Genomic DNA, 23,363 nt, shown 5'->3' with positions numbered 1-23,363 from the left:
GCGCTGCCCGGCGCGCCAGCGAGGGTCCGAAAAGGGAGGATTGCCCTGAGGTCGCGGGCCGACTTAGAGGGAATCGGTCAGGAGCGCTCGTCGGAGCACCTCGGCGGGTGAGACGCCATAGCGCTCCGCTAGGCCCCGCAGCTTCTCCAATTCCTCGGGAAGCAACCGAACACCCACCTGGTGATGACGCCGGCGGACGTCAGTACCTCGGCGGCTTCGCTTGTTGCTGGTCTCAGCCATGCCAAGAGCATGTCGCCACCTGCGCGCGCGGCTAGCCGCGACACGCCGACGAAGCGCGGGTAACCGCGCATCGTCGTTCGCGGATGCGACTCTGGAACGGAGGCGCGGGTAGCCGCGGCGCTGACCGGAGGTCGTATCACAGGAGCGGGGCGTCATGGCACAGACGAAGGGGTCCTCCCCGACAAGGCGCACGGGCTGCTCGTGGCCAACGTTGTCGGCGGACGTCCCTACGCTGCCAAGCAGACAACCGAAAGGGATCGGGAGAACAAGATGACTGGCTCATATGCCACGCACGGCCCGACTTCTGACCCTTTCGAAGGTGACCGTTTCCAGATTCTGGCGCTAGACGGCGGAGGGGCGAAGGCCTTGTTCGCCGCCCACGTCCTCGCGCACCTCGAGGACGATTTGGGCGTCAGGGTCACAGACCACTTCGATATGGTCGCCGGGACCTCGGCCGGTGGCATCGTGGCGCTCGGACTCGGTGCAGGTCTGAGGCCGAAGGAGATCGCCGAGCACTTCGGTGACCTTGTCGACCGGGTTTTCCCCAGCCGGTTGCAGCATCGCGCACGGCTGAGTCGCCTTCGACGCCCCGCCTACAACAGCGACGTGCTGCGGGACGTGCTGGTCGAAGTTTTTGGGGACCGAACGCTGGGCGACAGCTGCGTGCGCTTGGTTGTCCCGTCGTGGGATCTGCAGCGCGGCGAGGTGCACATCTTCAAGACCCGTCACGGCGATCGCCTTACCAGGGACTGGCGTATCAAGATGGTCGACGTCGCTCTGGCGACGACTGCGGCTCCCACGTACTTCCGAGCGGCCCGTGTCCACGACGCGCCGCTCATCGACGGAGGGGTCTGGGCCAATAACCCCTCGGTGCTGGCTATCGGTGAGGCACGCAGCATGCTCGGAGTTCCGCTGGACGCCATGCGCGTGTTGAACGTGGGGACGATGGAACCCTTCACTGACAACGTCGACCGGTTGCAGACGGCCGGCCTCCTCCGCTGGGGACCGAAGGCCGCTGGCGTGATTCTCAACGCCAGCAGCCGAGGTGGCATGGGTACGGCCATGCACCTGGTCGGGTTTGAGAACTTCGTGCGCTTCGACGCGCCCGTGCCACCCGGCAAGTTCGCCCTTGATCGGATCAGGGCCGAATCGGTCAGGGGGTACGCGTCCACTGTCAGCCGGAACTTGGCCCCTGAGTTCACCGCGAAGTTCGCCGGCCACGCGGCCCCGCCCTTTACCCCGCTGCCGCCGCCCACGCCGCACAGCGACCAACGCTCCGACCAAACGCCCGAAGGGGGCTCCTTATGGAACACGTGACTGACTTCAACGCCCTGCTGGAGAACACAGTCAACCTTCCCGATGGGAAACTCGACAGCCTCGCCGACCGCGTCGACAAGATCTATGCCGCCATTAAGGCCGCGAAACCTGACGCGAGCGTCCTCAGCAAGAAGCGCCAGGGCTCATGGGCGCAGCGAACGATCATCAATCCGCCGAAGGAGCTTGAGTTCGACGCAGACTTCATGCTCGAACTCGAAGAGGTGCCAGGTTGGTCCCCTGCCCAGTACAACAATGCGGTCTTCCAAGCTCTCGATAAAGATCCTGTTTATGGCGAGATGGACAAGCCAGTAGAGGCTAAGAACCGCTGTGTCCGGGTCTCCTATGCGAACGACATGCACGTCGACGTTGTGCCCTACGTGAATCGGGCCGATGAGGGAGAGCACATTATCAACGCCGAGACAGACGAGTGGGAAGCGAGCAACTCGGACGAGTTCACCACGTGGATGAAAGAGAAGGACGACCTCGCCGACGGAAATATGCGTCGGGTCATTCGGCTATTGAAGTACCTGCGCGACCACCGCGGTTGGTACAAGGACACGGTCTCCATCATCCTGACAACCGTCGTTGGAATTACGATCAAGCCAGAGAACGTGCTGGCTGATGCCAAGAGCTACGCCAACGTCCCTGTCGCGCTGGGTCGCATCGTGTCGGACCTCGCCGAGTGGGTCCGCGAGAACGAAACTCTCCCTGAGGTCGAGGCTGGGGAGAGCGCCGTCTTCACCCACCGCTGGACCGAGACTAAGTACCAGCAATTCCGCACGGAGATCCAGAAGCTCGACACCAAGATCTCCGCAGCCCTCGTGCAGACCGATGAGGACGAAAGCCTGGCACTCTGGCGCGAACTCTTCGGAACCGGCTTCGCGGCAGCCGACTCCGACACCAAAGGGTCCAAGTTTCCCGCCATCGGAGCAGGTGCCGCCGGGGGTGCAGGTCGGGATCTTCTTCCAGTCGAAGCGGCAAGGCTGGGTGACTCGAAGAGAGCCATCGCGACCAGCGCTCACCAAGTGGCAACGGCGAGTGCTGGCAGACCTGCGCGCCCAGGCCAAAGGCCAGCCTGACCTCCTGACTGTCGGTGCTCAGACGAGGGACGACGCTGGGAACGTCATGGTTCGCTTCGCCCTCCACACGGCCGACCTCCCCACGCCCACAGCTGACGGCCTGCGTTTCAAGGCAGTTGAGGACTTCCTCCTCTTCATTGGGCCGACCGACGACCAGCCACCAACTGTGATCCTGGAGCACGGGCGGTTCATCGGCACGCCCCACGTCCTGTCGGGCTTCTACCTCTGCCTCTATCTCGACGAGTCCCGCGAGTGGGACCCGGATGTGGGCGTCAACGATAAGAACGGTGTGCTCAACCGTCTGTGGGACTGGATTGGGAAGGCCTCCCAGAACGACTTCAACCCCGACACTGCTCTCTTTCACGCCGTCGGAGGCGTACCGCACGTCACTCCTGGCTCCCTGAGTATTGTCGTCAGGCACCTACCCGAGCCCAGGGCCAGAGTTGCCACGGCGCGCCTCAGTCGGCGGACTGGGCAGCGGCTCGATCTGGACTCCGAGGTGCAGCGCGATCCAGAGCCCACGCATGTACCCATCTTCTTCGCCGACTCCGACATGCCGCTGGGAGCCGGTCACGACTCACTAGGCCAGCTTCTCGCACTCATTCGACAGCCCCGCCCTCTAGGACTGGCATTCCGGTCCGCAGCCCGCCCGAGGCCTACGGCGCATCCGCCCTGCTACGCCGACCGGGCATTCGTCGCAGGCCGAGGCTGGACGTCACCGCAGTGGTTGGCAGGTCACTATCCCGAGGCAGAGCCACCGCCATACGAGACGACGCCAGATGCTGCGTTGTTCACCGCGCTTGCCGCCAGTGCGTGTCGCAACCCTGTCGGGACCCCGCAGAGGCTCATCTTGGCCGTCCCGCACCCGGCGGGGGGACCTCGCCACCTGCTGGGACTTCAACTGCCCCCCGAACTCGCAGACGACCTCCGACAGCTCGTGCGCAACAAGTCCACGAGCCTCATCCCCTACGATCTGGAACGCATCAACATGGCCGCACCCATTGAATGGTGCTTTGTGTCCGATGAGCGCGCAGCGGTCACCACTCGTCGTGACGCCGGCCGACCAGTCGCTGCCCTGAACGACAGGACCGTGGTCATCCTCGGTTGCGGAGGTCTTGGCTCGTGGATCGCTGAGTTCGTCGTGCGTGCCGGAGCGCACCGAGTCGTCATCAGCGACTACGGGCGCGTCACCGGCGGACTGCTCGTCCGACAGGACTACGTCGAGGACGACATCGGGGCCAGCAAAGTCTCGGCTCTGCGTGACCGCCTGAAGGCCATTAGTGACACTGTTCAGGTAGATGTGCATGGTCGGCTCAGCACGTCCGAACTGAGCCAGGTCGCGCTCAGCGCCTATCTCGTCATCGACGCGACCATCAGTCTGAAGGTCGCAAAGCAACTCGACATCATCGCAAAAAATCCTCAGCGGAAGGCGTTCATCGCGCAGGTAGCCACCGATGCGCGTAGTGGCACCCTCGGCTACGCCATAGTCAACCCGCCAGATTGCGTTGCCTCCATGACCGACATGGACCACCACCTGCGCGACACGGTGCGCGCCGACAGTACTCTGGAGCGCTACCGGTACTTCTGGGAAGAGCCGGGACCCGGAGACGAGTTCGTCCCGACGCGCGGATGTTCGGCACCGACCTTCCACGGGTCCGCAGCCGACCTAGCCGCCCTTGGTGGCGGCCTGCTCACGTTTATCGCGAGGCACCTCACCATTGCCGGTTGTGGCGCGCACCTCATGGCACTGCCGCACTCAGACGTCATTCCCGGACACCGATACGTGCCCTACCCGGTCGCACCGGCTTGAGCATGCCGAGCCAGTCGGCTACCCGGCCTGAGCCGAGGTCGTACTGACATTCGACTAGGTTCAGCGGTCCTGGCCAGCTCCAGCAACACCACGGTGGGCTCGGGGCCGGCCTCGCGCAAAACACATCGAGGTCTGCTCTTGGGCTCCTGCGTCACCAGGTGCGGCGAGGAGGGTGGCCCATAGTGGGCGAAAAGCAGCGGCTTCAAGGGTGGACCATCTGCACACCACTGCCACGACGGCGGGCGGTAACGCAGAGCCGCGAGGTCGCTTCAGGTGCCCGTTTTCGCCACCGTGAGCAGGACCGCGGAGTCCTCAAGCGCCTCGAGGGAGTGCCGGGCAGGCGGGATGATGAGCAGGTCGCCCGGTGACCCCTCCCACGAGTGTCCGTCGCCATTGAGGCGCACTCTCCCGAGCAGCACATGCACGGTGGCTTCTCCCGGATTCTCGTGCTCGCTGAGCTCACGCCCAGCCATGATTGCGATCACCGTCTGGCGAAGGACGTGCTCGTGACCACCGTAGACGGTGTCCGAGCTGCGGCCGCTGGCCGCATGCTTCGCCATCTGCAACTGCTCACGGGCGAGGGCGGTGAGGGACGACTTCTCCATGACCCCAGCCTCGCACCCGGCATCGTCGACGTCGACAGGAGTCACAATGCACGGTGCCCCGATGCCTGGCGCGCCGTCTGCAGCCCGAGCCGGCGCTGCTCCTGGCAGGCTGACGGGGCGCTCAGTTGACAGCCCGGGCTGGAGATGTCCAGGCCGCCGGGCTGGATTCATCCGAAACCCCGGGGAGGGTCGCGCCATACGTTCTCGTCGATCGTGCGGCGCACTGAGGCATGGGGTGAGTGCTTATGAGTGGGACGGCCATCATCGCTCGTCGGAAAGCTTCGGCACCCAGCGGATGCTTCGCCGCTTCGCTCTCCGGGCTAGGACTGCACACGCCCTTGCCGCGAGGTCACTGAGCATCCACGCATTCGCTCTGTGGCTGCATGCGGAGGCTGGTATTGAAAACCCCAGTCTCGTCGTCGGTCGCCTGATGCCTGACGACGAAGGAGCGCCTGGTGACCTGCCAGAGTCCTTCGCCGCGTTGTAGTTCGGCGATCTGATGTGCCTCCGCGCTGCTGAGTGCTAGTAGAGAGGCTGTTGAGTGGATCTCGGAGGCCTCCTGGTGGTAGATGATGCGGGTCGAGCAGTCGGCCAACAGGCCGCGTGCCAGAGCCCGGGCTTCTGAGCCGGCTTCACCGACGGCGTCGAGGTCTGAGAGCCGGTGGACGATGAGCAGGTTGGCGATGCCCAGGCCGCGGGAAAGCTTCCATTGCGACTGCATGCGGGCGAGGAGTGCGGGTTGGCGCATGAGCCGCCACGCCTCGTCATAGATGACCCACCTTTGGCCGCCGTCCGGCTGGGCGAGCGCCGCCTCCATCCATGCCGATGCGCACGTCATCACCATGGCCATGAGCTCGTCCGAGCCGTGGATACGGGACAGGTCTAGGGAGATCATGGGCAAGTTCGGGTCGAACTTGACGGTGGATGGTCCATCGAAGAGGCCGGCGAGGTCCCCGGCGACGAGCCGGCGCAGGGCGTGCCCGACATCCCTCGAGGCCTCGGCGAGCTGGCCGCTGCTCATGCCGAGACCGTGCGGTGTTCTCGGTGCGAAGAGGTGATCGACAACGTAAGTCAGGACCGGGACGGCGGCCACGTTGCAAGCGCAGGCGAGCGCAATGTCCAAGCTCGTATGCTCGATCGGATGCAGTGGCCGTCCAAGGGCGGCTTGTGACATGGATCCGAGCAGCGCGCGCCGTCGAGACCTGAGCAACCCTTGCCAGTCGGCGTCGGTGAGGTTGGCTGGTTTGGGGCCCGGATCCAAGGGGTTCAGGCGGTTGCTCGATCCCGGGCCGAGGCGGATGGCAGCCCCTCCGACCGCGTCGGCAACGTTGGACCATTCACCCTTGGGGTCGCCAGGCACGTAGACGCGTTTGCCAAAGGCGATGGATCGGGTGGCTAAAGACTTGGCGAGGAATGACTTGCCTTTGCCAACGACGCCTGCGAGGAGGCAGTTCGGGTTGGTGAGAACGCCCTGGCGATAGAGCTCCCAGGGGTCGAAGCAGAACCCACCTCCGGACCAGGCGTCCTGCCCGACGTAGACGCCTTCGCTGCCAAGGCCTGCCTCCGCGAGGAACGGGTAGGCGCCAGCCAGCACATCGGAGGTCGCTCGGTGCGAGGGTACACGGAACGCTCGGTGTGACCGAAGAGCATCCGGTCCGGTTTCTCCAGCGCGCGGAAGCAGGGCCGGCAGTTCGCTGTCGTGGTTGCGGCGCGAGCGACCGGCCGACCGGCGTCGGAGAGCAGCCCGGGCGGCATACCCGATGGCGGGCATCTCAGCTCACCCGCCGCGCGAGCGGCAGTGCTGCGGCTGTGAAGGCCTGGGCCTGTTGCCCCAGAAGTCGCCGGGTCTCGCAGCCACACTGGATGGCTGCCCGTTCGACGGCTGCGACGGCCGCCTCAAGGTCGTCGGCGGTTGTGGCGGTGATGGTGACCATGCCGGTGAAGCGCAGTTCGGCGTGGCCCGCAACGAGAGCGCGTTCTCGGTCTAGGACGTCGTTGAGCTCGGCCGCGTCGGCGAGGTCGGTGATGGCCCCGATTCTGGCCCGTTGCATTGCATCGGTGGCGTGCTCGACCTTGGCGCGGCGGATGTCGCGGATGGCCTTGCTGACGGGGACTGGTGTCGCGGTGATGGACAGGGTGCGTCGGACGCCGGGCTGAAAGACGAGGGAGTGCAGGAAGTGGCTCGGGACCTCGACGCGCGGCCACTCACGGATCCACAGGACGCATGAATAACCGGTGTCGTGTCGCAGCCGGTGCCACTCCTCGTGGATGGCCATCGGGCCGGCGGCACTAAGTGACGAGTGCAGCGGTCCTGTGGGCCGCTGGTCGATTCCGGGGTCGTAGGCCCCCAGGAGGGTTCGAGCGAGCTGGGTCTCGTCGAGCCAGTGGACGAGCCGCAGCTCGGCCCCGATCAGGGTGGAGCCGAGCGCGTCCATCTCCCGGCTAAGGACGGCGGCGGCTCCGGTGATCCCCCTGCCGGATCGTCGGATGGCCGGCGCCGCCGCCTTGAGGTCGATGGCGATGGCGATCAGGGTGCGGTGGGTGGCCGCCGAGGGGGCGCAGCGCCGCATGAGCTGTTGGTACTGGTGCACAGCCCACTGGTGGTTGTCCTCGCTCCCCCGGGTCTGCCACCAATCAGTGATGGTTCGGCCCGAGTCTGGCAAGGAGGACTCAAGGACCTGGATCCTTGCGGTGGAGCCGTTGGCCAGGGTGGCGAGGCTGCGGCTCCAGCCGTGGACGCGTCGCCCTTGCTCTTCGGGGGACAAGAGTACGTATGCCGGGTGCTGGATCAGGGCGACGGCGGTGAGGGTCTGTTCGTGAGGGTCATGAACCATCGCCGCTCCCGACGGGCCGTCGATGTGAAACCTCAGCGCGCAGGCGTCGCCTGGGAGGGCAAGCGTTCCGGCAGGCCGCGGCGCGTCGGGCCGGGCGAGGAACCGGGTCTGGCCCCTGACACGTCGCGCCAGGAAATGGCCAGCGGTGGGCAGCGTCTCAACCGCAGCGCCGCCGTTCCACGGAGCGAAAGCAAGCGCAACGAAGCTGAGCCACAGGGGAGCGGACATGAGGGCGCCAACGATTCCCATCCACGTGAGGGCGGGGATGACGGTCCCGGCCGCGCCAGCGACGCACACCACCCGTGGGGTCGATAGGCCGAGAATCAGGCCGCGCCGGGGCAGGCGGCCAAACCGAACGGTGAGAGGTTGAGACGCCGCGATCATGTGGCTTTCCGCCTTATCGATGTCAGGGCTGGCTCGGTGGGGTGCGACGTGGCGGCTGCGGTGGCTCTGCCCTCGCTGGTTGGCGAGCGCCCGCCGGCTCCGCAGTTGGACTCTCGGCCTGGGTTGGTGCCGGGGCCGCTCCTGGAGCGATTGCTCCGTCGATGGCGGCCCCACCTGCAGGCGCCTGCGGCGCCGTGGGGGCTGGCGGCGTCGACGGCGGCTCTGTCGTCGCGGCGATTTGAGCCGTTGGCCGAGGCGGTGCTTGGAGAGTGCCGGAAGTGGCATTGGATGCGCCGGTCAGCTTGCCGACCTGCCAGTGCAGGGCGGCGACCTTCTGCGGGGCTGCAACCACCGTGCGAGCGCCGGTGGATGCCTGCGCCGCCGTGAGGTGGGCGGCGTGAAGGGTGTCACCGGCGAAGGAGAACATTTTGATCGCCATCCATGGCGAGAACCCGCCTAGGAGGAGGATTAGCGATCCGGCGGCGAGCTGGGTGCCGGTCTGCGTGACCCCGGCGCCGTCCTGGCCGGCCCCCATGACGACGCTGACGCCGATGCTGAGAATGATCACCAGCAGCAGCTTGGAGACGACCATCGCGCAGACGAACTCGATCCAGCGCCGCGTCCATGCCCGGGTGATGTCGGCGGTTGCTCCGGCGAAGGCCAGGGGTGCCAGGACAGCGGCGATGAGAAGCATCATCTTGCGGACGGTCATGGCCGCCCAGACGATGACGACGGCGACGAGGATGACCGCCGCAAAGAGCAGGGCGACGGCTGGGTTCTGTACGCCTGCCAGCTGGGTGAAGTCGAACATGGCCCCAATCCCGGCCATGTTGGTATCAAGGGTGAACGCGACGACACCCGCACTGAGGGCATCAACGGCGCCAAGCAGGGCCCTCGTAGTGACGAGGGCAAGCGCGGAACCGATAAAGCTGACGACCAGGCCGGTGACGGCGCGGGCCAGTCCACCGGGTTCACGTCGCAGCACCGAGGCGACGACCTGGATGAGAAACAGGCCAAGGCACAGGACGCCGGCGATCGCGGCGGTCGCCGCCATCTCACGCAACAGATGCGGCGAGGCCAGGTCAAGGCTGGTCGCGGTGTCGAGCTGTTTCCACAACCACTGGGTGGCGTCCGTCGCTGCGACGGTGAAGTGCGCGGCTATGCCGGTGAACGCGCCGTCAGCGGCGTTTGCTGCCTGGTCGCCGACCAGGGAGGCCGCTTGGCACAGGGGGCTCACGGCCAGGACCCCCGTACAGCTCACGGTGCCCCCATGGGAACGGCCCGGTACGTGATGACGGCGACGAAGGCCCAGGTGTCGCGGGTCGGAGGACCGACCAGGTTCAAGGTCAGCGCGATGCTCGAGACGGTCGACGTATCAGGCGCACCCGAGCCGGTGTGAAGGGTGACGAGGGCGGTCACCTCCCGGGCCGTGACGCCGGGATCCGAGACTCGGCCTGCCTCGGCAGCGTTCGACCAGACGAGAGGTTCGGTGACTCGCTGCACGGTCGCGGTGGTGTGAGCGCCCAGTGCGCCAAGCCGATCCCACTCCGCGGGAGAGGGAATCGGTGCCGGCCCGGGCCCTTGGCTTGTTACCGAGAAGAGTGCTACCCGGTTGCGCAGCTCTGGGGGAACCAGACCGGTCACCAGCGGCTCGTCGGTTCGTGCGGATTCGGTCTGGACCCACGCCAAGTGCTTCTCGCGGCTGGTCCGGTAGTCCTGGGTGAGCAACCGTTGAACGAAGGCGCGCGCATAGAGGTCTGGTTGGTTGCGGGACTCGTCCGGGGTTTGCAATCCGGCAGTCCGCTTGGTTGGGGTGGGAGGACGAATGGCTTTGAGGCGGGCGATGTCTGCCTCAACGTCGGCGTCGGCTATGGGCGCTCTCGTGGGTCGCGAAGACGGGCCAACCGGGTGGCGCCGCTCGACCGTGTTGGGCGCGGTGCCGGCTCCGCCGTCGGAGTGGCTCCGCTGACGAATGCTCCAGATTGTGGCCGCCAGCACAGCGGTCAGGAGGGGCACCGCCAACATGATGAGTCCGCGCTGCGCTCTTGTGACGCCATGTCGGCGATGGCGCATCATCGAATCGAGGCCCCCGCGTTGGTGAAGAACGTGACGAGGGTGTTGGCGGCGCCGATCAACATGGCCGCGGCCGCCGCCACGATGACGCCGGTCTTTCCCCGCCCCGCGAGGTGCGGATTGGAGGAGTTGGACCCGATCGCCCAGGTGATTGCGGACAAGGCGACTCCGGCAACGGAGGCCACGAGGCCGAAGGTGAGAAGGGCGCCGACGATCTCAGACAGTGCCTGAATGCCCGGCAGGCCTGAGCTGTTGGGGCGGATGTCGATGGCTGGCAGCGCCATGAGGTCTCCTCTCGGTTACGCGAGCCCGGCCCCGCGTCGTAGGGGTAACCCCGGCTACGGGGCACCATGGGAATCGCCGCCGCTCAGGCGATGTGTCGTACGCCCGCCAAACCGCCGCTGATGAACCGCGTCAGCCGTGTCACCCGGACGACGTCACCGCTCTTCGGGGCGTGAACGACCAGCCCGCTCCCCACGTAGAGGCCTACGTGGGTAGGTGAGGCGAGTGAGCCATCCGATCCGGGAATCAGGACCAGGTCGCCGGGGCGTATGGTGTTGATGGATGTGGGGGAGCCCTCGGCGGCTTGGTCCCACGTCGTTCGACCGAGCTGGTGACCCCCTGCCCGCCAGGCCGCCTGTGTGAGCCCCGAGCAGTCGAAGCGGTCAGGGCCGGTGGCACCCCACAAGTAAGGCTTACCGAGCTGGGCCAGCGCGAAGGTCACGGCACGGCGGGCGGCAATGGGGGTGTCGGGCGAGATCCCGTAGCCGGGGGGCAGTCCGAACGATCCAGCATTGGATATCTGGACCGCCGAGCCCGCCGCGGCGCCGCATGTCGCGGTGCCCGCCGTCACGCCGATGTCGTTGAGGATCGCCCGAGCCTGGGCTTGGTGGGTTAGGTAGTTGCCCCCGTAGGCGCTGGAGCCGCCGTTGCCGAGGCTGGGCATGCCGTTGAAGGCGGATTGCTGGACGTCTTGCGCGACCTGCCAGGCCGGCTCGGTTCGCCAGCCTGGGTGGGCCTCGACCGCATCCAGGAATAGGTTGGTGGAGGCGACGGGATCCATGCGGGCGGCGGCTGTGCCCCAGCCTGGCCGTTGTTGGAAGAGCCCCAGGGAGTCGTGGTCGTAGCCGAGTCCTTGGTGGGGGTATGCCGTTCCGGTCGGGTCGTGCGGGTTGGCCAGGGTGCGTAGGTTGGACTCGGTCAGGGCGGTCATCACGGCGATGAGTGCGGCGTCCGGGCCCAGTCTGGCTTCCGCTATGGCTGCGACGATGCGCGCGTTCTCCGCTTGGCCGTCCGTCAGACCGGACAGCGGCCCGGTGGTCGTGCATGCCGGTAGCCGTGTCGGCTCGGGAACCCAGGCCGGGGCCGCTCCCAGGGCCGCCACAGCAACCAGGATGACGGCGGCGCCCACCGCAACCATCGCACGCAACGCAGGCATGGTTGGGAGACGGGCCAGCGGGGGCACCATGGAGCGGCTGGTTGGCGATGTCCCTACCGTGAGGCACAGTGTGAGGGCACCTGTCTTGGGAGGTGATCGGTGGTGAGACTCAAGCGCAGGTCGTCAGGCGACATCGACGCTGCCGCGCTGGTGGTCGCGGACGCCCGGATGCTGGCGCTCGAGTACGCCGGGCTGCGGTCCGCCATGGCCATCGACGCCCATCTCCTGGGTGTGGCGCTTCGACCAGATGAGACCATCCGGCGGGTGGCAGCGACATGGTTTCGCGTGCGACTGGACGGCCAGTGGAGCGAGGCTTCGCCGTCGCAGGTGATGATCACCGACCGCAGGCTCATCCTGCGGCTGGGCAGCGGCGAGCTGGCTTCGTTGTGGTGGGGTTCCCTGATCGGCTTCGAGGCCGACCTTGATGCCGGGCATGTGGTGCTCGACTTTGGTGACGGCCGGCCTCGGCTGTTTTCCGGGGAAGCGTCATCCCTGGTCGCCGTCGCGGCAGTGGCCCAGATCTATGGCGTTACAGCCCTAGCGACCCACCCCTGCCTGGAGCCGCTCAGGGCCAGGTGACGGGCAGCGATTTCGCCTACTGCCTCCCCGCGCGGGCAGCCGGCTGCACCGAGAACACCTTGAGCTGGCGCCTCGCGTACTGGCGATCGACCGGCGAGAGCTGAATGCCGGCGGCATACAACCGAAGCAGCCCCGGCCAACCGCTGGCGGAACCGGCGAGCAGCCGCTGCACCGCTCGCCGCTCGGCTGGCGTATAGCCCAAGTGCTCGAGCATGCGCTTGGTGCACAGGCGCGAGTTGCCGCCAGCGTGCTTCGTCGAGCCGGTGGACACCGGATCGTTCGAGCCTCTCCTGCGGGCGAGCTCGAAGCGTGAGACCAGCAGGTCAAAGGCAGCGTCCAAACGCATGCTTTCGATCTGGGTGTCGTCGATCTCGAGCTCACGGGCCACCCATACGTGAAAGGTCTCCTCCGGTTTCATGCCGCGCCGGTCTCCTCCAGGTCGCACCACGTGACCGGAGCGCCCGGCGGCACATCGGTCAACCCGCGCAGGAGATCTGCCTGAGCCGCGCGGGCCGATCCAAAGGCACCTCGCGTGGCGTGGCCCCTTAATGCGACGTACAGCGCCGTGGGTGAGAGGAGGCGAGCTGTCTGCTCGTGTCGCAGGAGCCACTGCATGGCCGAGATCAGCTCGTCGGTGGCGTGTTCGGGTGTCACCTCCACGGCGTTTCTGGAGCCGTGCGGGGCAACGGTGAACGTGGTGTTCGTGCATACGGCGCGCTGCACCGTGAACCACAGCTCGTCGCGCTGCGTGCTCGTCTCGGAAAGGGAGGAGCAGGCCGCCAGGGCGCGGTGCAGTCGGTGGCCTGCACGTTCTGCATTCGACATGGCCTTCCCGTCCACTTCCCGCAGCACAAGGCCGCAGGTCCCGTTCTCCTCGCACAGGGAACCGTGCGCCCCTCGCTCAAGGGATCCCGGGGAGCCCAACGGCGGACAGTTCGCGCCGCTGACGGCAACATCCACAGGGCGGCCATCGTTGCTTGACAGGTGGCTGCCGTCGGAGGTGGCCAAGCGTTGGCCGGTGTGGAACGTCGATTTCATGGCGGCCGGTCCTCTCGTTCGTGGTCTTCTCCTTGTCACTAGTCAGGCCGCCAACGCTTGACGTTCACACCGCGCATGTGGGACGTTCAGGACGTTTACGTCAGGACAGCTGGCGTCCGGGGCGTCCTGAGGGGTGCTGTGAGCAACGAGCGAATGACCGCCGCCGTCACCCGATCCGGGCTGACGCTGGAGCAGCTCGCCCGCAAAGCCGACGTGGACCCCAAGACCGTGCAGCGGTGGCTCGCCGGTCGGACGCCACACCCACGGCACCGGTACACGATCGCCGCACTGGTGGGAGAGAGCGAAGAGTTCCTATGGCCGGGCGCACGTCGTCGACCGGCGGATGCTCTGGGTGCGGCAGCGGAGCTGGTATCGGCCCACCCACACCGCACGGATCTCAACGCAGACCGTTGGTGGGACTTCTTCAAGACCGCAGGGGCACAAATCGACTTGCTCGGCTACACGCTGTACTTCCTGCCGCACCAGCATCCGCAGCTGGTCGAGCTCCTCCTGGACAAGTGCGAGCAAGGTTGTCGGGTGCGCGTCGCTCTCGCCGACCCGCAGTCCGAGCATGTCCAGCGGCGCGACGCGGAAGAACACGAGGCGATCACCCTCGTGCCCCGAATCAGGTCGACGCTTGACGCCTTCCAGCCGTTGCTCGACTGTCCGAATGCAGACCTGAGGTTTCAGGACGCGCCGCTCTACAACTCGGTCTTCAGGTTCGACGACCAGATGCTCGTCACCCCGCACCTCTACGCGACCCCCGGGAGGTCAGCGCCGTTGCTGCATCTGCGTCGGCTCGGGCCGAACGGAATCTTCTCTCGCTTTTCGGCTCACTTCGAGGGGATATGGTCGGACAGCCGGCCGATCGACCCGGATCGGCCCGCCACGCCGATCCGAGCCGGCACCTGAACCGCAAAGGAGGCAACAATGGGCCGCCGCGACTTCTACGACGACCCAGCGGCTCCGGCGGCAAACTCCTTGGTTCCGGCGGCGTCGGCCGTCGTCGTCGACGACCGCGGCCGGATCGTGCTCCAGCGGCGGCGCGACAATGAGATGTGGGCGCTGCCCGGTGGCGCTATGGAGATCGGTGAGTCCGTGGCTGACTGTGCGATTCGTGAGACCCGCGAGGAGACTGGGCTCGAGGTCCAGGTTTCAGCTATTGTGGGCATCTATAGCGACCCCAAACATGTGTTCGCTTACGACAACGGCGAAGTCCGTCAGGAGTTCTCGATCTGCGTCCTGGCCCGAGTCAGCGGCGGCAGCATCAAGGTGAGCGACGAATCCCACGAGGTAAAGGCCTTCGCACCCGAGGAGATCGCGGAGCTACCCATGGTCCCGTCAATCCGTTTGCGGATCAGCGACTACCTCACCGGCCAAACTCCCGCCATCCGTTAGACAGACACCCCAGCCGCCTCGCATAGATGGCGGATCTGCTCACGGCCACGCTCAAAGTCAGGCACGCCCTCAAGGACCGCACGAGACACCACGTGGTCATCGCCATAGCGACGCACAATCTCGATGACACGTTCCTCGAGGCTGACCGGTCGGCCGTCCGGACTCGTTGTGAGGTCGCAGAACGTCAACGCTGTGTCGAGGATCGTTCCCTCATAGGGGAACTCAGCCTCATACCCCTGGAACCCACGCAGCTGCGCCTCGTATCTGGCGTTGGTGTGATGGGCAACCAGGCGAGCCAGGTCCTCCTCGCCGACCGACCGGAGGAACCGCGCGCCATCGATGGGGTGAAAGCCGGTATGAGCCAGATCGCGCGAGTAGCCGATGTCATGCAGGTATGCCGCTGCAACCAACCGCTCGTGATCAGCACCGACGAAGGGGAGAGACGCAGCGCGTGCTGCGACGGTTTGCACGTGTCTCCATCGACGCCCCAACGGCGGCATGTAGCGCTCCGCCACGGCGCGCGCCCATACAAGCCGGTCGCCCACGAGGACCACGTTACTCACACAGGTCCGCCGGAGGCCGATGAACGCTGAGGCTGCTTCACCACCATTCGGCGGACAACCGCGGGGCGGACTTGCCATCTGCGGAAGGGCTGGTGCGACGCATCTCACTGAATCTGGTCTCGCGTCAGCCCGGCATCACGGGCCATCTGTCGCACGACCTTCACGGACTCATCGGTAAGCCGGGCGGCGCGCCCCGCTCCGGACACCCGCACCAGCTCGACCATCGCCCTCGCCACCTCGGCCTGCGCCGATGCGACACGATCCTCATGCTTCCTCCGAAGCTCGAGAGCACGATGTACCGCCCGCAGGGCCGTGGCCTCTGCCGTCTGCTCCTCGCGCAGGCGAGTTGTGGACGGCGCTCCAAGACTGGTCGATACCGGCGCTTGAAAAGTGATCGGTTGTAGGGAGTCTAAGACTCGGTCTGGTCGGTGGTGGTGCGGATGCTGGGGAGGCTTTCGATGCCGCGCCCGCGCAGGCGGTAGCTGGCGCCCTTGAGGGTCAGGACGTCGGCGTGGTGGACGATCCGGTCGATCATGGCGGCGGCGACGGCCTGGTCGCCGAACACGCCGCCCCAGCCGCTGAAGGGCAGGTTCGAGGTCAGGATCAGCGAGGCGTGTTCGTAGCGGGATGAGACGAGCTGGAAGAACAGGTTCGCGGCGTCTTGCTCAAAGGGCAGGTAGCCGACCTCGTCGATGATGATCAGTCCGTAGCGCCGCAGTCGGGCGAGCTCGTTGGGGAGTCGGCCTGCTCGGTGGGCCTCGGTGAGGCGGGTGACCCAGTCGGTCGCGGTCGCGAACAACACGCGGTGTCCGTGGTTGGCGGCGGCGACGCCCAGGGCGGTGGCCAGGTGGGTCTTGCCGGTGCCGGGCGGCCCGAGGAGGACGACGTTGCGGGCCTCGGTGAGGAACCCGCCCGATGCCAGGGCACCGACCTGTTGGCGGATCGCGGGTTGGGCATCGAAGTGGAAGTCCTCCAACGTCTTGACTCCACTGAACCCCGCGGCCCGGATCCGCAGCCGAGCGCCGGAGGCGTTGCGGGCCGATACTTCGCGTTCCAGGACGGCGGCGAGGTAGTCCTCGTGGGTCCACCCGGCGTCGCGGGCGTGGTCGGCCAGACGGGCGGCTGCCTCGGTGATCCGCGGGGCCTTCAACGAGGCGGCGAGGTAGGTGATCTGCTTGACCGCCTCCGTGCTCGCTGCCGTGCCGGAGGTCTTCTTGGTCGGTGCCATCAGCTGACTCCGTCCTGATCATCGAGTCGATCGGCAAGGCCGAAGGCGCGGTCGTAGTCGCTTAGGTCTCGGAGGAGCTCATCACCGGCGTCTCCGACCGCGCGGGGCTGTTGGAACTGCTTGCGCAGCCACGCCGCGGCTTCGACATGCGCCGGGTCCGTGATCGTCATCCCGCGCGCCCAGACACGCTCGTGTTCAGCAACGATGCGGCCCTCGGCGCGGACCCTGACGCGGTCCAGGTCGGCGGCCACGTCGACCATCCGGCCGATCACGGCCGGGTCGACGGAGTAGTCGTTGGTGTCGAGCCGGACGTAATAGTCGCGGCCCAGCCGGATCTTGTTGCGCCAGCCCAGGTGCAGCGGGATCGGCGGCAGCGGCAACATCGCCGCACGATCGGCGTCGAGCAGATCAATAGGTGCGGCCTTGATCGTGCGGACCACCCGCGCGTTCGCCCGGGCCAGCCACTCGGCGAACTGGGCGTTGAAGTCGCCCGGCGAGGTGAACGTCCGACCAGGCATGAAGGAGGTCTCAAACCATCCGTTGCGCCGCTCCACCACGCCCTTGGACTCCGGATCCCTGGGCGGCAGCAGCACCAGCTTGGTGGCCAGGGTGCCCATGAACGAGGTGACGCCCTCGGCACGGCGTTGCCCGCGCCCGATGCCGGGCTCGTTGTCCCAGATCAGCCGTCGCGGGACCCGCCCGAGCTGCTGGATCAGCTCCCAGGAGCCCAGCAGCAGGTCCTCGGTCTTGCGGGTCGGGATCATCCGCCCGGTGGTGAACCGCGAATGCGCGGCGGTGATCACCAACACCGGCAACAGCTTCGCGCTGCCGTCCTCGAGCGGGATCTTGCGCGGCGGGAACCACAGATCACACTGCGCCGCATCGCCGGCCGTCCACACGATCCGATCGGCCGGATCGACCGGCCGCTGCTCGGGACGTAACCGTCGCACGTTCTCACTGAACCACCGGATCGAGCCAGTCCATCCCACCCGCTCGGCCAGCACCGTCGCCGGCATGTCCGGGACCTCGGTTAACAACGCCCGCACATGCGGCTCGAACTCCGTGAACGACGTCGGCCCGGGCGACCGCTCATACCTCGGCGGCGAGTCGGAGTTCACCGCCTTAATGACCGTAGTCCGCGAGATCCCCAACCCGTCCGCGATCCGTGCCTTCGGCACCCCGTCCGCAGCCAGCCTCCTGATCAGCGCCCAGTCCTCCAAAGTGATCACACTCCAATCGTTGAGTGATCACTTTTCACCGCCGAAACTGTTCAGTTTTCGAGCGCCGCCGACACGAGTCCTGACATCGGACTCGATCGGATTCGGGGCCATCGGAACTCCTGGTCGGCGACGGGGACGACTCAGCAACGGCGAGACAGGGTCACCATCCGTCACGGCGTGGGGATGTAGACCCGGACATCGACGGCCCTGGCGGGCCGGCTGTGCTGAATGCCGCCGGCTCCGGGGGTTGATGGTTGCCGGGCGCGGCTCGCCTGGAGGTACACCCGGCCGTCTCGCCGTCAAGCGGCCGGGACCCGGGGTGGTTCTGGAAGGTGCTCCGCACCTGCGCGTGGCCGGGTGGGGTGGGCGGGTTGGCCGCTTGACTGCGAGCCTCCACGGCCGGGTGTACCCGCTGCGTGCGGGCAGGCCCCCAAAACCGGGGGGCCAGCCCACCCACCCAGGAAGCACGCGAAAGGAAGAACCCTGATGAACAACAACACCCGCCCCGACGCCCAGGTGACCATCGAGATGGTGGACCCGGCCTCCCTGGTGCTGGCCGACAACGTCCGCAGCACCGCCGCCCTCGACCAGGCGTTTGTGGCCTCGATCAAGGAGCACGGGGTCCTGCAAGCCATCACCGGCACCCGCGACGACAACGGCCAGATCCGGGTCCGGTACGGGCAACGCCGCACCCTGGCCGCGATCGAGGCCGGCCTGGGCGCCGTCCCAGTCATGGTCGTGCAGGCCACCGGTGACGACGCGGACCGGATCGTGCAGCAGCTCGGCGAGAACGACCACCGCCAGGACCTGTCGGCCGCGGACCGGTTGGGCGCCTACGAGCAGCTCGCCGCCCTCGGGCTGACCGCCGCGCAGATCACCCGCCGCACCCGCCGCCCCAAGGCCGAGGTGCAGGCCGCCCTCACGGTCACCGGGTCCGAGCTGGCCGCGAAGGCGGTCGGCCGTTTCGAGTTCCTCACCCTGGACCAGGCGGCGACCATCGCCGACTTCGACGACGACCCCGACACGGTCAAACTACTGACGGTCGCGGCGAGGGAAGGCCAGTTCGAGCACCTTGCCCAACGTCTGCGCGACGACCGCGACCGCGACCAGGCCCGCACCGCCCTCGTTGAGCAACTGACCGGGCAGGGCGTGAACGTGGTCGAGCAGCCCGCCTACGACGACGCCACGGTTCGCCCGTTGCACCGGCTCGCCCCAACCCACGGCGGGGCCCCGTTCGACGCGGACGGGCACGCGTCCTGTGCCGGGCACGCCGCGTACGTCACCGTCAGCCCCCGGTGGGCCGACGACGACACCGGGAGGGAGGTCCGCGTGTACGAGGCCCAGGCGACGTTCGTGTGCACCCGGTGGAAAGCTGAGGGGCACGTCGACACCTACGCCCGGGGGAGTGACGCCAAACCCAAGGCGGCCGCCCTGAGCCCGCAGCAGCGGGAGCAGGCCAAGGCCGAACGCCGCGACGTGGTCGAGTCCAACAAGGCGTGGGACGCCGCCGAACCGGTGCGCCGGTCGTGGGTGGCCCAGTTCCTGACCCGCAAGACCCCACCCAAGGGCACCGCCAGCATCGTCGCCCACCTGGTCACCCAGCACGGCGACGCCCTCAGCACCGTCGGTGGGGACCACTTGGCGGCGGAATGGTTCGGCCTCACCCCCGCCTCCTACGGCGCCAGCACCGGGTGGGGCGCGCTGATCGACAAGGCCACCGAACCACGGGCCACCGTGATCGCCCTCGGCCGCCTGCTCGCCGGATGCGAAAAGGACACCAGCCGCGACTCCTGGCGGCGCGTGTCACCGCGCACGTCGGCGTACTTGCGGTTCCTGGCCGCCAACGGGTACGACCTGTCCGAGGTAGAGAAACGCGCCGCCGGACTCACCAAGAAGAAGTAACCCACCGCGCCGACCAGGACGGGCCGCCCCACTGGGCGGCCCGTCACTCATGCCCCCCGTCCGTCGCCCTGAGCCACCCAAGCTTCGCCACGTCCAGACCCGACCGCCGAACCCTCGCCACCGGCTCCCTCCCGGCTCGCCACCGTCGCCGTCCGCCGGCTCCCCGGAACCGCACGCCCCCGACGCTCGGCCCTCACCGCCGATTCCTGCACCAACCACCGAGCCACACGTCAGGCACCAAGGTGGGCCGTGGCCCGATGGTGCCCCGTCGTGGTCGTTGCCTTGGCGTGACGATGTCGATGCGGCGGATGACGTTGGGGGCGGGGTTCCGGTACCTGATGTCCTCGGTCGCGCGCGCCGACCGGGAGGGCCCGACGGCGGACCCGTTGACGGCCTACTACAGCCAAGAGGGCACCCCACCGGGCCGGTTCCTCGGGTCCGGGCTGGCTGGTCTGGACGGCGGCAACGGAGTCGAGCCGGGGTCGGTCGTGACCGAGGAGCAGCTGTGGCGGATGCTCGGGATGCTGCAGGACCCGATCACCGGTCAACCGCTGGGGCGTGCCCCTGCGGCGGACCGCCCCGCTTGCCGCGACACCGGGAGGCCGCGACCGGTGTCGCGGACGGTGGCCGGGTTCGACCTGACCTTCTCCCCACCCAAGTCCGTATCGGTCGCGTGGGCGCTGGCCGATGGGCCGACCCGGGAACGGATCTACGCGGCGCACCAGGAGGCGTTGGAGTTCGTCATCGGCTACGCGGAGCGGGAGGTGTTCACCACCCGCACCGGCAAGGGGGGGTGGTCTCCGAGCCAGTGCGTGGCGTGGTCGCGACCGGGTTTGACCACTGGGACTCCCGCGCGGGGGACCCTCAGCTGCACACCCACGTGGTCGTGCTGAACAGGGTCCAGGCCGCTTCGGACGGGGCGTGGCGCACCCTCGACTCGAGGGCGTTGTTCAAGGCGAACGTGGCCCTGTCCGAGCTCTACAACGGCGCCTTGATGGACCTGCTGACCGCCGACCTGGGGTGGGGGTGGGAAGCTCAGCGCCGCGCCCGTTCCAACGCTCCGACGTGGGAGGTGGCCGGGGTCGGCAAGGCGTTGCGGGAGGAGTTCTCGCAACGGTCGACCGCGATCAACGCCGCCGCCGGTGACCTGATCGCGGGCTTCGCCGCCAGCCACGGGCGGCAGCCCACCGCGGCCGAGGTGATCCGCCTTCGTCAGCAGGCCACCGTGCAAACCCGGCCAGTCAAGGAGCTGCGGCCGCTGGCCGAGCTTGTCGGGGGCTGGCGTGAGCGGGCGGAGCCGCACCTTGGCATTGAGCCGCGGACGTGGGTGGCGACACTGGCGGACAGGTGCGAGCTGCCCGCCCTGAGTGCGGCCGCCCTCGGGGACGGGATGCTCAAGGACGCGGCCACCGTGGTGGTGGATGCGGTGGCCGCCAGGCGGGCGACGTTCACCCGCTCCAACGTGCTGGCCGAGGCGCTGCGGCAGCTGCACGGGGTCCGGTTCACCACCCCGCACGAGCGTGCTCAGGCGGCTGAACGCGTCACCACCATGGCGCTGGGTGCCTCGGTGCAGCTCACCCCAGCCGAGCGAACGTCGCGCGTCCCCGCGACGCTGCAACGGCTCGACGGGTCCACCCGTCTGCGGGCCCGGGACGCGACCATCTACACCACGACCGGGGTGCTGCGGGCGGAGGAACAGCTCCTCGCCGCCGGTCGTGAAACCAACGGGCCCGCAGTCCCCGCGGACATTGCGGCGGTGGCGGCGGCTGCGCCGTTGTCGGGGCGGGCTGCTGGTCGCCGGCTCACGGCCGAGCAGGCCGACGCGGTCTGCCGGGTGGTCACCTCCGGACGCGCCCTCGACGTGCTGGTGGGTGCGGCCGGGACGGGGAAGTCGACCGCCATGGCGGGTGTGCGGGCCGCGTGGGAGGCGGCGTTCGGGCCCGGGAGCGTGGTCGGGCTGGCCCCCTCCGCGGCAGCCGCTGAGGTGCTTGGGGACGCGGTCGGGGTGCCGACGGAGAACACCGCCAAGTGGCTCACCGAACAGCCTCGGCAGGACCAGCGCCTTGCTGAGCTTGCCTCCCTGCAAGCCAAGCTGCGCGGCGCCAGCCCCTGCCTGCGGACCCGGGCCTTGAGCCGCCGTGCCCGACAGGTCAGGGGCGAGCTGGACCGGTGGCGGCTGCGGCCGGGGCAGCTGGTCATCGTTGACGAAGCCTCCATGGCCGGCACCCTCGAGCTCGACACCCTGGTGGCCCAAGCCCGCGCGGTCGGGGCGAAGGTGGTGCTGGTTGGGGACCCGGCCCAGTTGTCCCCGGTCGCCGCGGGCGGCGCCTTCCGGCTGCTGGTCACCGACCGGGGCGACGCGCCCGAGCTGGTCGACGTCCGCCGCTTCCGGCACGAATGGGAACGCACCGCCAGCCTGGCCCTGCGCGACGGCCGCCCCACCGCCGCCACCGCCTACTTCCACCATGGTCGCGTCCGCGACGGCGACCGCGACACCGTGCTCGAAGCGATCTACCAGGCCTGGCGGGCGGATGTTCGCGCCGGCCGAGCCTCGCTGATGGTGGCCGCGGACACCGCGACGGTGGCCGAGCTCAACGCCCGCGCCCGCGCCGACCTGGTCGCCGCCGGTCAGGTCGCGCCCGACGGGGTGTCGGCCGCGGACGGGACGACCATTGGGGCCGGTGACGTGGTGGTCACCCGGCTCAACCAGCGCGACCTTCAAACAGCCACCGGGTGGGTCAAGAACGGCGACCAGTGGACCGTGGCCGCCATCCACCAGGACGGGTCGCTCACCGTCCACCGCACCGGCAAGGCAGGGACGGCGACCCGGCTGCCGGCTGACTACGTGCGTGAGCACGTCGACCTCGGGTACGCCACCACCGCCCACCGGGCCCAGGGCCGCACCGTCGACACCTGCCACGCCTACGTCAGCGCCGCGACCGCCCGCGAACCGCTGTATGTGATGGCGACCAGGGGCCGGGAGGCCAACCGGCTCTACGTCGACACCAGTTACGACCCGGACACCGACACCGCGCACGACCTGGGCGACCCGGTCCCGGTCGAAGAAGTTCTCAAGAGGGTGCTCGCCACCTCCGGTGCCGAGGTCTCAGCGACCCAAACCCGCAACCACGAGACTGCCGCGGCCAGCGATCCGGCCCGGCTGGAGGCCGAAGGCGCAGCCATCCAGCACCACCGGCGCCAGCAGCGGTACACCGAGCTGCTGCTCGCCGCCGGCGTCCCGCCCGGGGACATCCAAACAGCCAAGACCGCCGACCGCTGGCGCCCCCTGCTGGAACGCATGCGCCACGCCGAACGGTCCGGCCTGGACCTGCACGCGGCCCTGCAGGCCCTTCGTCATTTGGAGGACCGCGGCAGGCCGCTGCTGACTCGAGTAGACGCCGGCCTGGCAGCGTGGACCGCCGACCACGACACACGCCAAACGCGCGACCCATGGACGCAGCACCAGCCCTCCGTCACCCCCCAGCAGGGTCCTCGGCTGTCGTGACGCCATCCGGACCGAACCATCGTCGGCAGCGCCCGATCAGGACGAGCCGAACAGCCGTGCGTACCACCAATTTTCGGCGACCGGGCCGAACCGCCGACCTTCCGCTTTTCAGGTGCCGGCGGTCCTCGTCGCACGTCTGAAGAGGCCTGT

General features: G+C 68.1%; 20 protein-coding genes and 1 pseudogene. 10 read left to right on the top strand and 11 right to left on the bottom strand.

Translation table 11 applies throughout. The features are described 5' to 3' along the window. Nucleotides 1-441: 441 nt before the first annotated feature. The 3 genes from PHA84_RS16605 (at nt 442) to PHA84_RS16595 (ending at nt 4,446) form a co-directional block, all read left to right on the top strand. Entirely contained in the window at nt 442-1,557 is a 1,116-nt protein-coding gene (locus tag PHA84_RS16605) for a CBASS cGAMP-activated phospholipase (protein ID WP_270889251.1), read from the top strand. Beyond that, nucleotides 1,554-2,636: an SMODS domain-containing nucleotidyltransferase gene (locus PHA84_RS16600; RefSeq protein WP_270889250.1), complete on the top strand. Its 1,083-nt coding sequence runs from the start codon at nt 1,554-1,556 to the stop codon at nt 2,634-2,636. The genes PHA84_RS16605 and PHA84_RS16600 overlap by 4 nt, the downstream gene beginning before the upstream one ends. A 937-nt stretch (nt 2,637-3,573) precedes the next feature. Next, nucleotides 3,574-4,446 carry a ThiF family adenylyltransferase gene (locus PHA84_RS16595; RefSeq protein WP_270889249.1) on the top strand — a complete coding sequence of 291 codons (873 nt, stop codon included), beginning with the start codon at nt 3,574-3,576 and terminating at the stop codon, nt 4,444-4,446. A gap of 269 nt (nt 4,447-4,715) precedes the next feature. Here the strand turns inward: PHA84_RS16595 and PHA84_RS16590 are convergent, their stop codons facing one another. From PHA84_RS16590 to PHA84_RS16575, 4 genes are all read right to left on the bottom strand, one after another. After that, nucleotides 4,716-5,051 carry a cupin domain-containing protein gene (locus tag PHA84_RS16590; protein WP_270889248.1) on the bottom strand — a complete coding sequence of 112 codons (336 nt, stop codon included), beginning with the start codon at nt 5,049-5,051 and terminating at the stop codon, nt 4,716-4,718. 349 nt (nt 5,052-5,400) lie between these two features. Continuing rightward, on the bottom strand, nt 5,401-6,645 hold the full coding sequence (locus PHA84_RS16585) for an ATP-binding protein (RefSeq protein WP_270889247.1): 1,245 nt from the start codon (nt 6,643-6,645) through the stop codon (nt 5,401-5,403). A gap of 178 nt (nt 6,646-6,823) precedes the next feature. After that, a complete protein-coding gene (locus PHA84_RS16580) occupies nt 6,824-8,269 on the bottom strand; it encodes an SCO6880 family protein (protein ID WP_333742362.1) in 1,446 nt (481 codons plus the stop codon). 22 nt (nt 8,270-8,291) lie between these two features. After that, the gene (locus tag PHA84_RS16575; RefSeq protein ID WP_270889245.1) at nt 8,292-9,530 is read right to left on the bottom strand and encodes a hypothetical protein; all 1,239 of its coding nucleotides are present in this window, start codon (nt 9,528-9,530) and stop codon (nt 8,292-8,294) included. A gap of 9 nt (nt 9,531-9,539) precedes the next feature. Between PHA84_RS16575 and PHA84_RS16570 the strand changes: the two genes are divergently transcribed. Next, nucleotides 9,540-9,668 (top strand): hypothetical protein, encoded by a 129-nt coding sequence (locus PHA84_RS16570; protein ID WP_270889244.1) that lies wholly within the window; start codon nt 9,540-9,542, stop codon nt 9,666-9,668. A gap of 673 nt (nt 9,669-10,341) precedes the next feature. On the opposite strand, the gene PHA84_RS16565 is transcribed toward PHA84_RS16570, so the two are convergent. Together PHA84_RS16565 and PHA84_RS16560 are read right to left on the bottom strand one after the other, a co-directional pair. Further along, on the bottom strand, nt 10,342-10,626 hold the full coding sequence (locus PHA84_RS16565) for a DUF6112 family protein (protein WP_270889243.1): 285 nt from the start codon (nt 10,624-10,626) through the stop codon (nt 10,342-10,344). A gap of 83 nt (nt 10,627-10,709) precedes the next feature. After that, on the bottom strand, nt 10,710-11,780 hold the full coding sequence (locus PHA84_RS16560; RefSeq protein ID WP_270889242.1) for a C40 family peptidase: 1,071 nt from the start codon (nt 11,778-11,780) through the stop codon (nt 10,710-10,712). Nucleotides 11,781-11,882: 102 nt separating this feature from the next. Between PHA84_RS16560 and PHA84_RS16555 the strand changes: the two genes are divergently transcribed. Continuing rightward, nucleotides 11,883-12,359, top strand: a complete 477-nt coding sequence (locus tag PHA84_RS16555; RefSeq protein ID WP_270889241.1) for a hypothetical protein — start codon at nt 11,883-11,885, stop codon at nt 12,357-12,359. 16 nt (nt 12,360-12,375) lie between these two features. Here PHA84_RS16555 and PHA84_RS16550 read toward each other — a convergent pair whose 3' ends face one another. Both PHA84_RS16550 and PHA84_RS16545 read right to left on the bottom strand, forming a co-directional pair. Next, nucleotides 12,376-12,777, bottom strand: a complete 402-nt coding sequence (locus PHA84_RS16550) for a hypothetical protein (protein ID WP_270889240.1) — start codon at nt 12,775-12,777, stop codon at nt 12,376-12,378. Further along, entirely contained in the window at nt 12,774-13,397 is a 624-nt protein-coding gene (locus tag PHA84_RS16545; RefSeq protein WP_270889239.1) for a hypothetical protein, read from the bottom strand. The genes PHA84_RS16550 and PHA84_RS16545 overlap by 4 nt, the downstream gene beginning before the upstream one ends. Nucleotides 13,398-13,535: 138 nt before the next feature. On the opposite strand from PHA84_RS16545, the gene PHA84_RS16540 reads away from it, so the two are divergent. Together PHA84_RS16540 and PHA84_RS16535 are read left to right on the top strand one after the other, a co-directional pair. Next, a complete protein-coding gene (locus PHA84_RS16540) occupies nt 13,536-14,309 on the top strand; it encodes a helix-turn-helix domain-containing protein (protein ID WP_270889238.1) in 774 nt (257 codons plus the stop codon). Nucleotides 14,310-14,327: 18 nt separating this feature from the next. Beyond that, nucleotides 14,328-14,795 (top strand): NUDIX domain-containing protein, encoded by a 468-nt coding sequence (locus PHA84_RS16535; protein WP_270889237.1) that lies wholly within the window; start codon nt 14,328-14,330, stop codon nt 14,793-14,795. Here the strand turns inward: PHA84_RS16535 and PHA84_RS16530 are convergent. From PHA84_RS16530 to istA, 3 genes are all read right to left on the bottom strand, one after another. Then, nucleotides 14,792-15,265, bottom strand: a complete 474-nt coding sequence (locus tag PHA84_RS16530) for an HD domain-containing protein (protein WP_270889236.1) — start codon at nt 15,263-15,265, stop codon at nt 14,792-14,794. The two genes, PHA84_RS16535 and PHA84_RS16530, sit on opposite strands and share 4 nt — an antisense overlap. 502 nt (nt 15,266-15,767) lie before the next feature. Next, nucleotides 15,768-16,586 (bottom strand): IS21-like element helper ATPase IstB, encoded by an 819-nt coding sequence (gene istB, locus PHA84_RS16525; RefSeq protein ID WP_270889235.1) that lies wholly within the window; start codon nt 16,584-16,586, stop codon nt 15,768-15,770. After that, the gene (gene istA, locus PHA84_RS16520) at nt 16,586-17,815 is read right to left on the bottom strand and encodes an IS21 family transposase (RefSeq protein WP_442952922.1); all 1,230 of its coding nucleotides are present in this window, start codon (nt 17,813-17,815) and stop codon (nt 16,586-16,588) included. The genes istB and istA overlap by 1 nt, the downstream gene beginning before the upstream one ends. Before the next feature lie 477 nt (nt 17,816-18,292). On the opposite strand from istA, the gene PHA84_RS16515 reads away from it, so the two are divergent. From PHA84_RS16515 to PHA84_RS16505, 3 genes and pseudogenes are all read left to right on the top strand, one after another. Next, entirely contained in the window at nt 18,293-19,708 is a 1,416-nt protein-coding gene (locus tag PHA84_RS16515) for a ParB/RepB/Spo0J family partition protein (protein ID WP_270889233.1), read from the top strand. A gap of 257 nt (nt 19,709-19,965) precedes the next feature. Beyond that, nucleotides 19,966-20,945 (top strand): annotated as a pseudogene (gene mobF, locus PHA84_RS20845) (MobF family relaxase); the annotation flags it as partial. Between the two features lie 153 nt (nt 20,946-21,098). Beyond that, nucleotides 21,099-23,213, top strand: a complete 2,115-nt coding sequence (locus PHA84_RS16505) for an ATP-dependent DNA helicase (protein ID WP_442952925.1) — start codon at nt 21,099-21,101, stop codon at nt 23,211-23,213. Nucleotides 23,214-23,363: the final 150 nt, after the last annotated feature.

Source organism: Pedococcus sp. 5OH_020, assembly GCF_027812955.1.
In the GTDB taxonomy this organism is placed as follows: Bacteria; Actinomycetota; Actinomycetes; order Actinomycetales; family Dermatophilaceae; genus Pedococcus.
The sequence above is the reverse complement of the archived record's forward strand: the minus strand, read 5'-3'. Positions and strand labels throughout refer to the sequence as shown.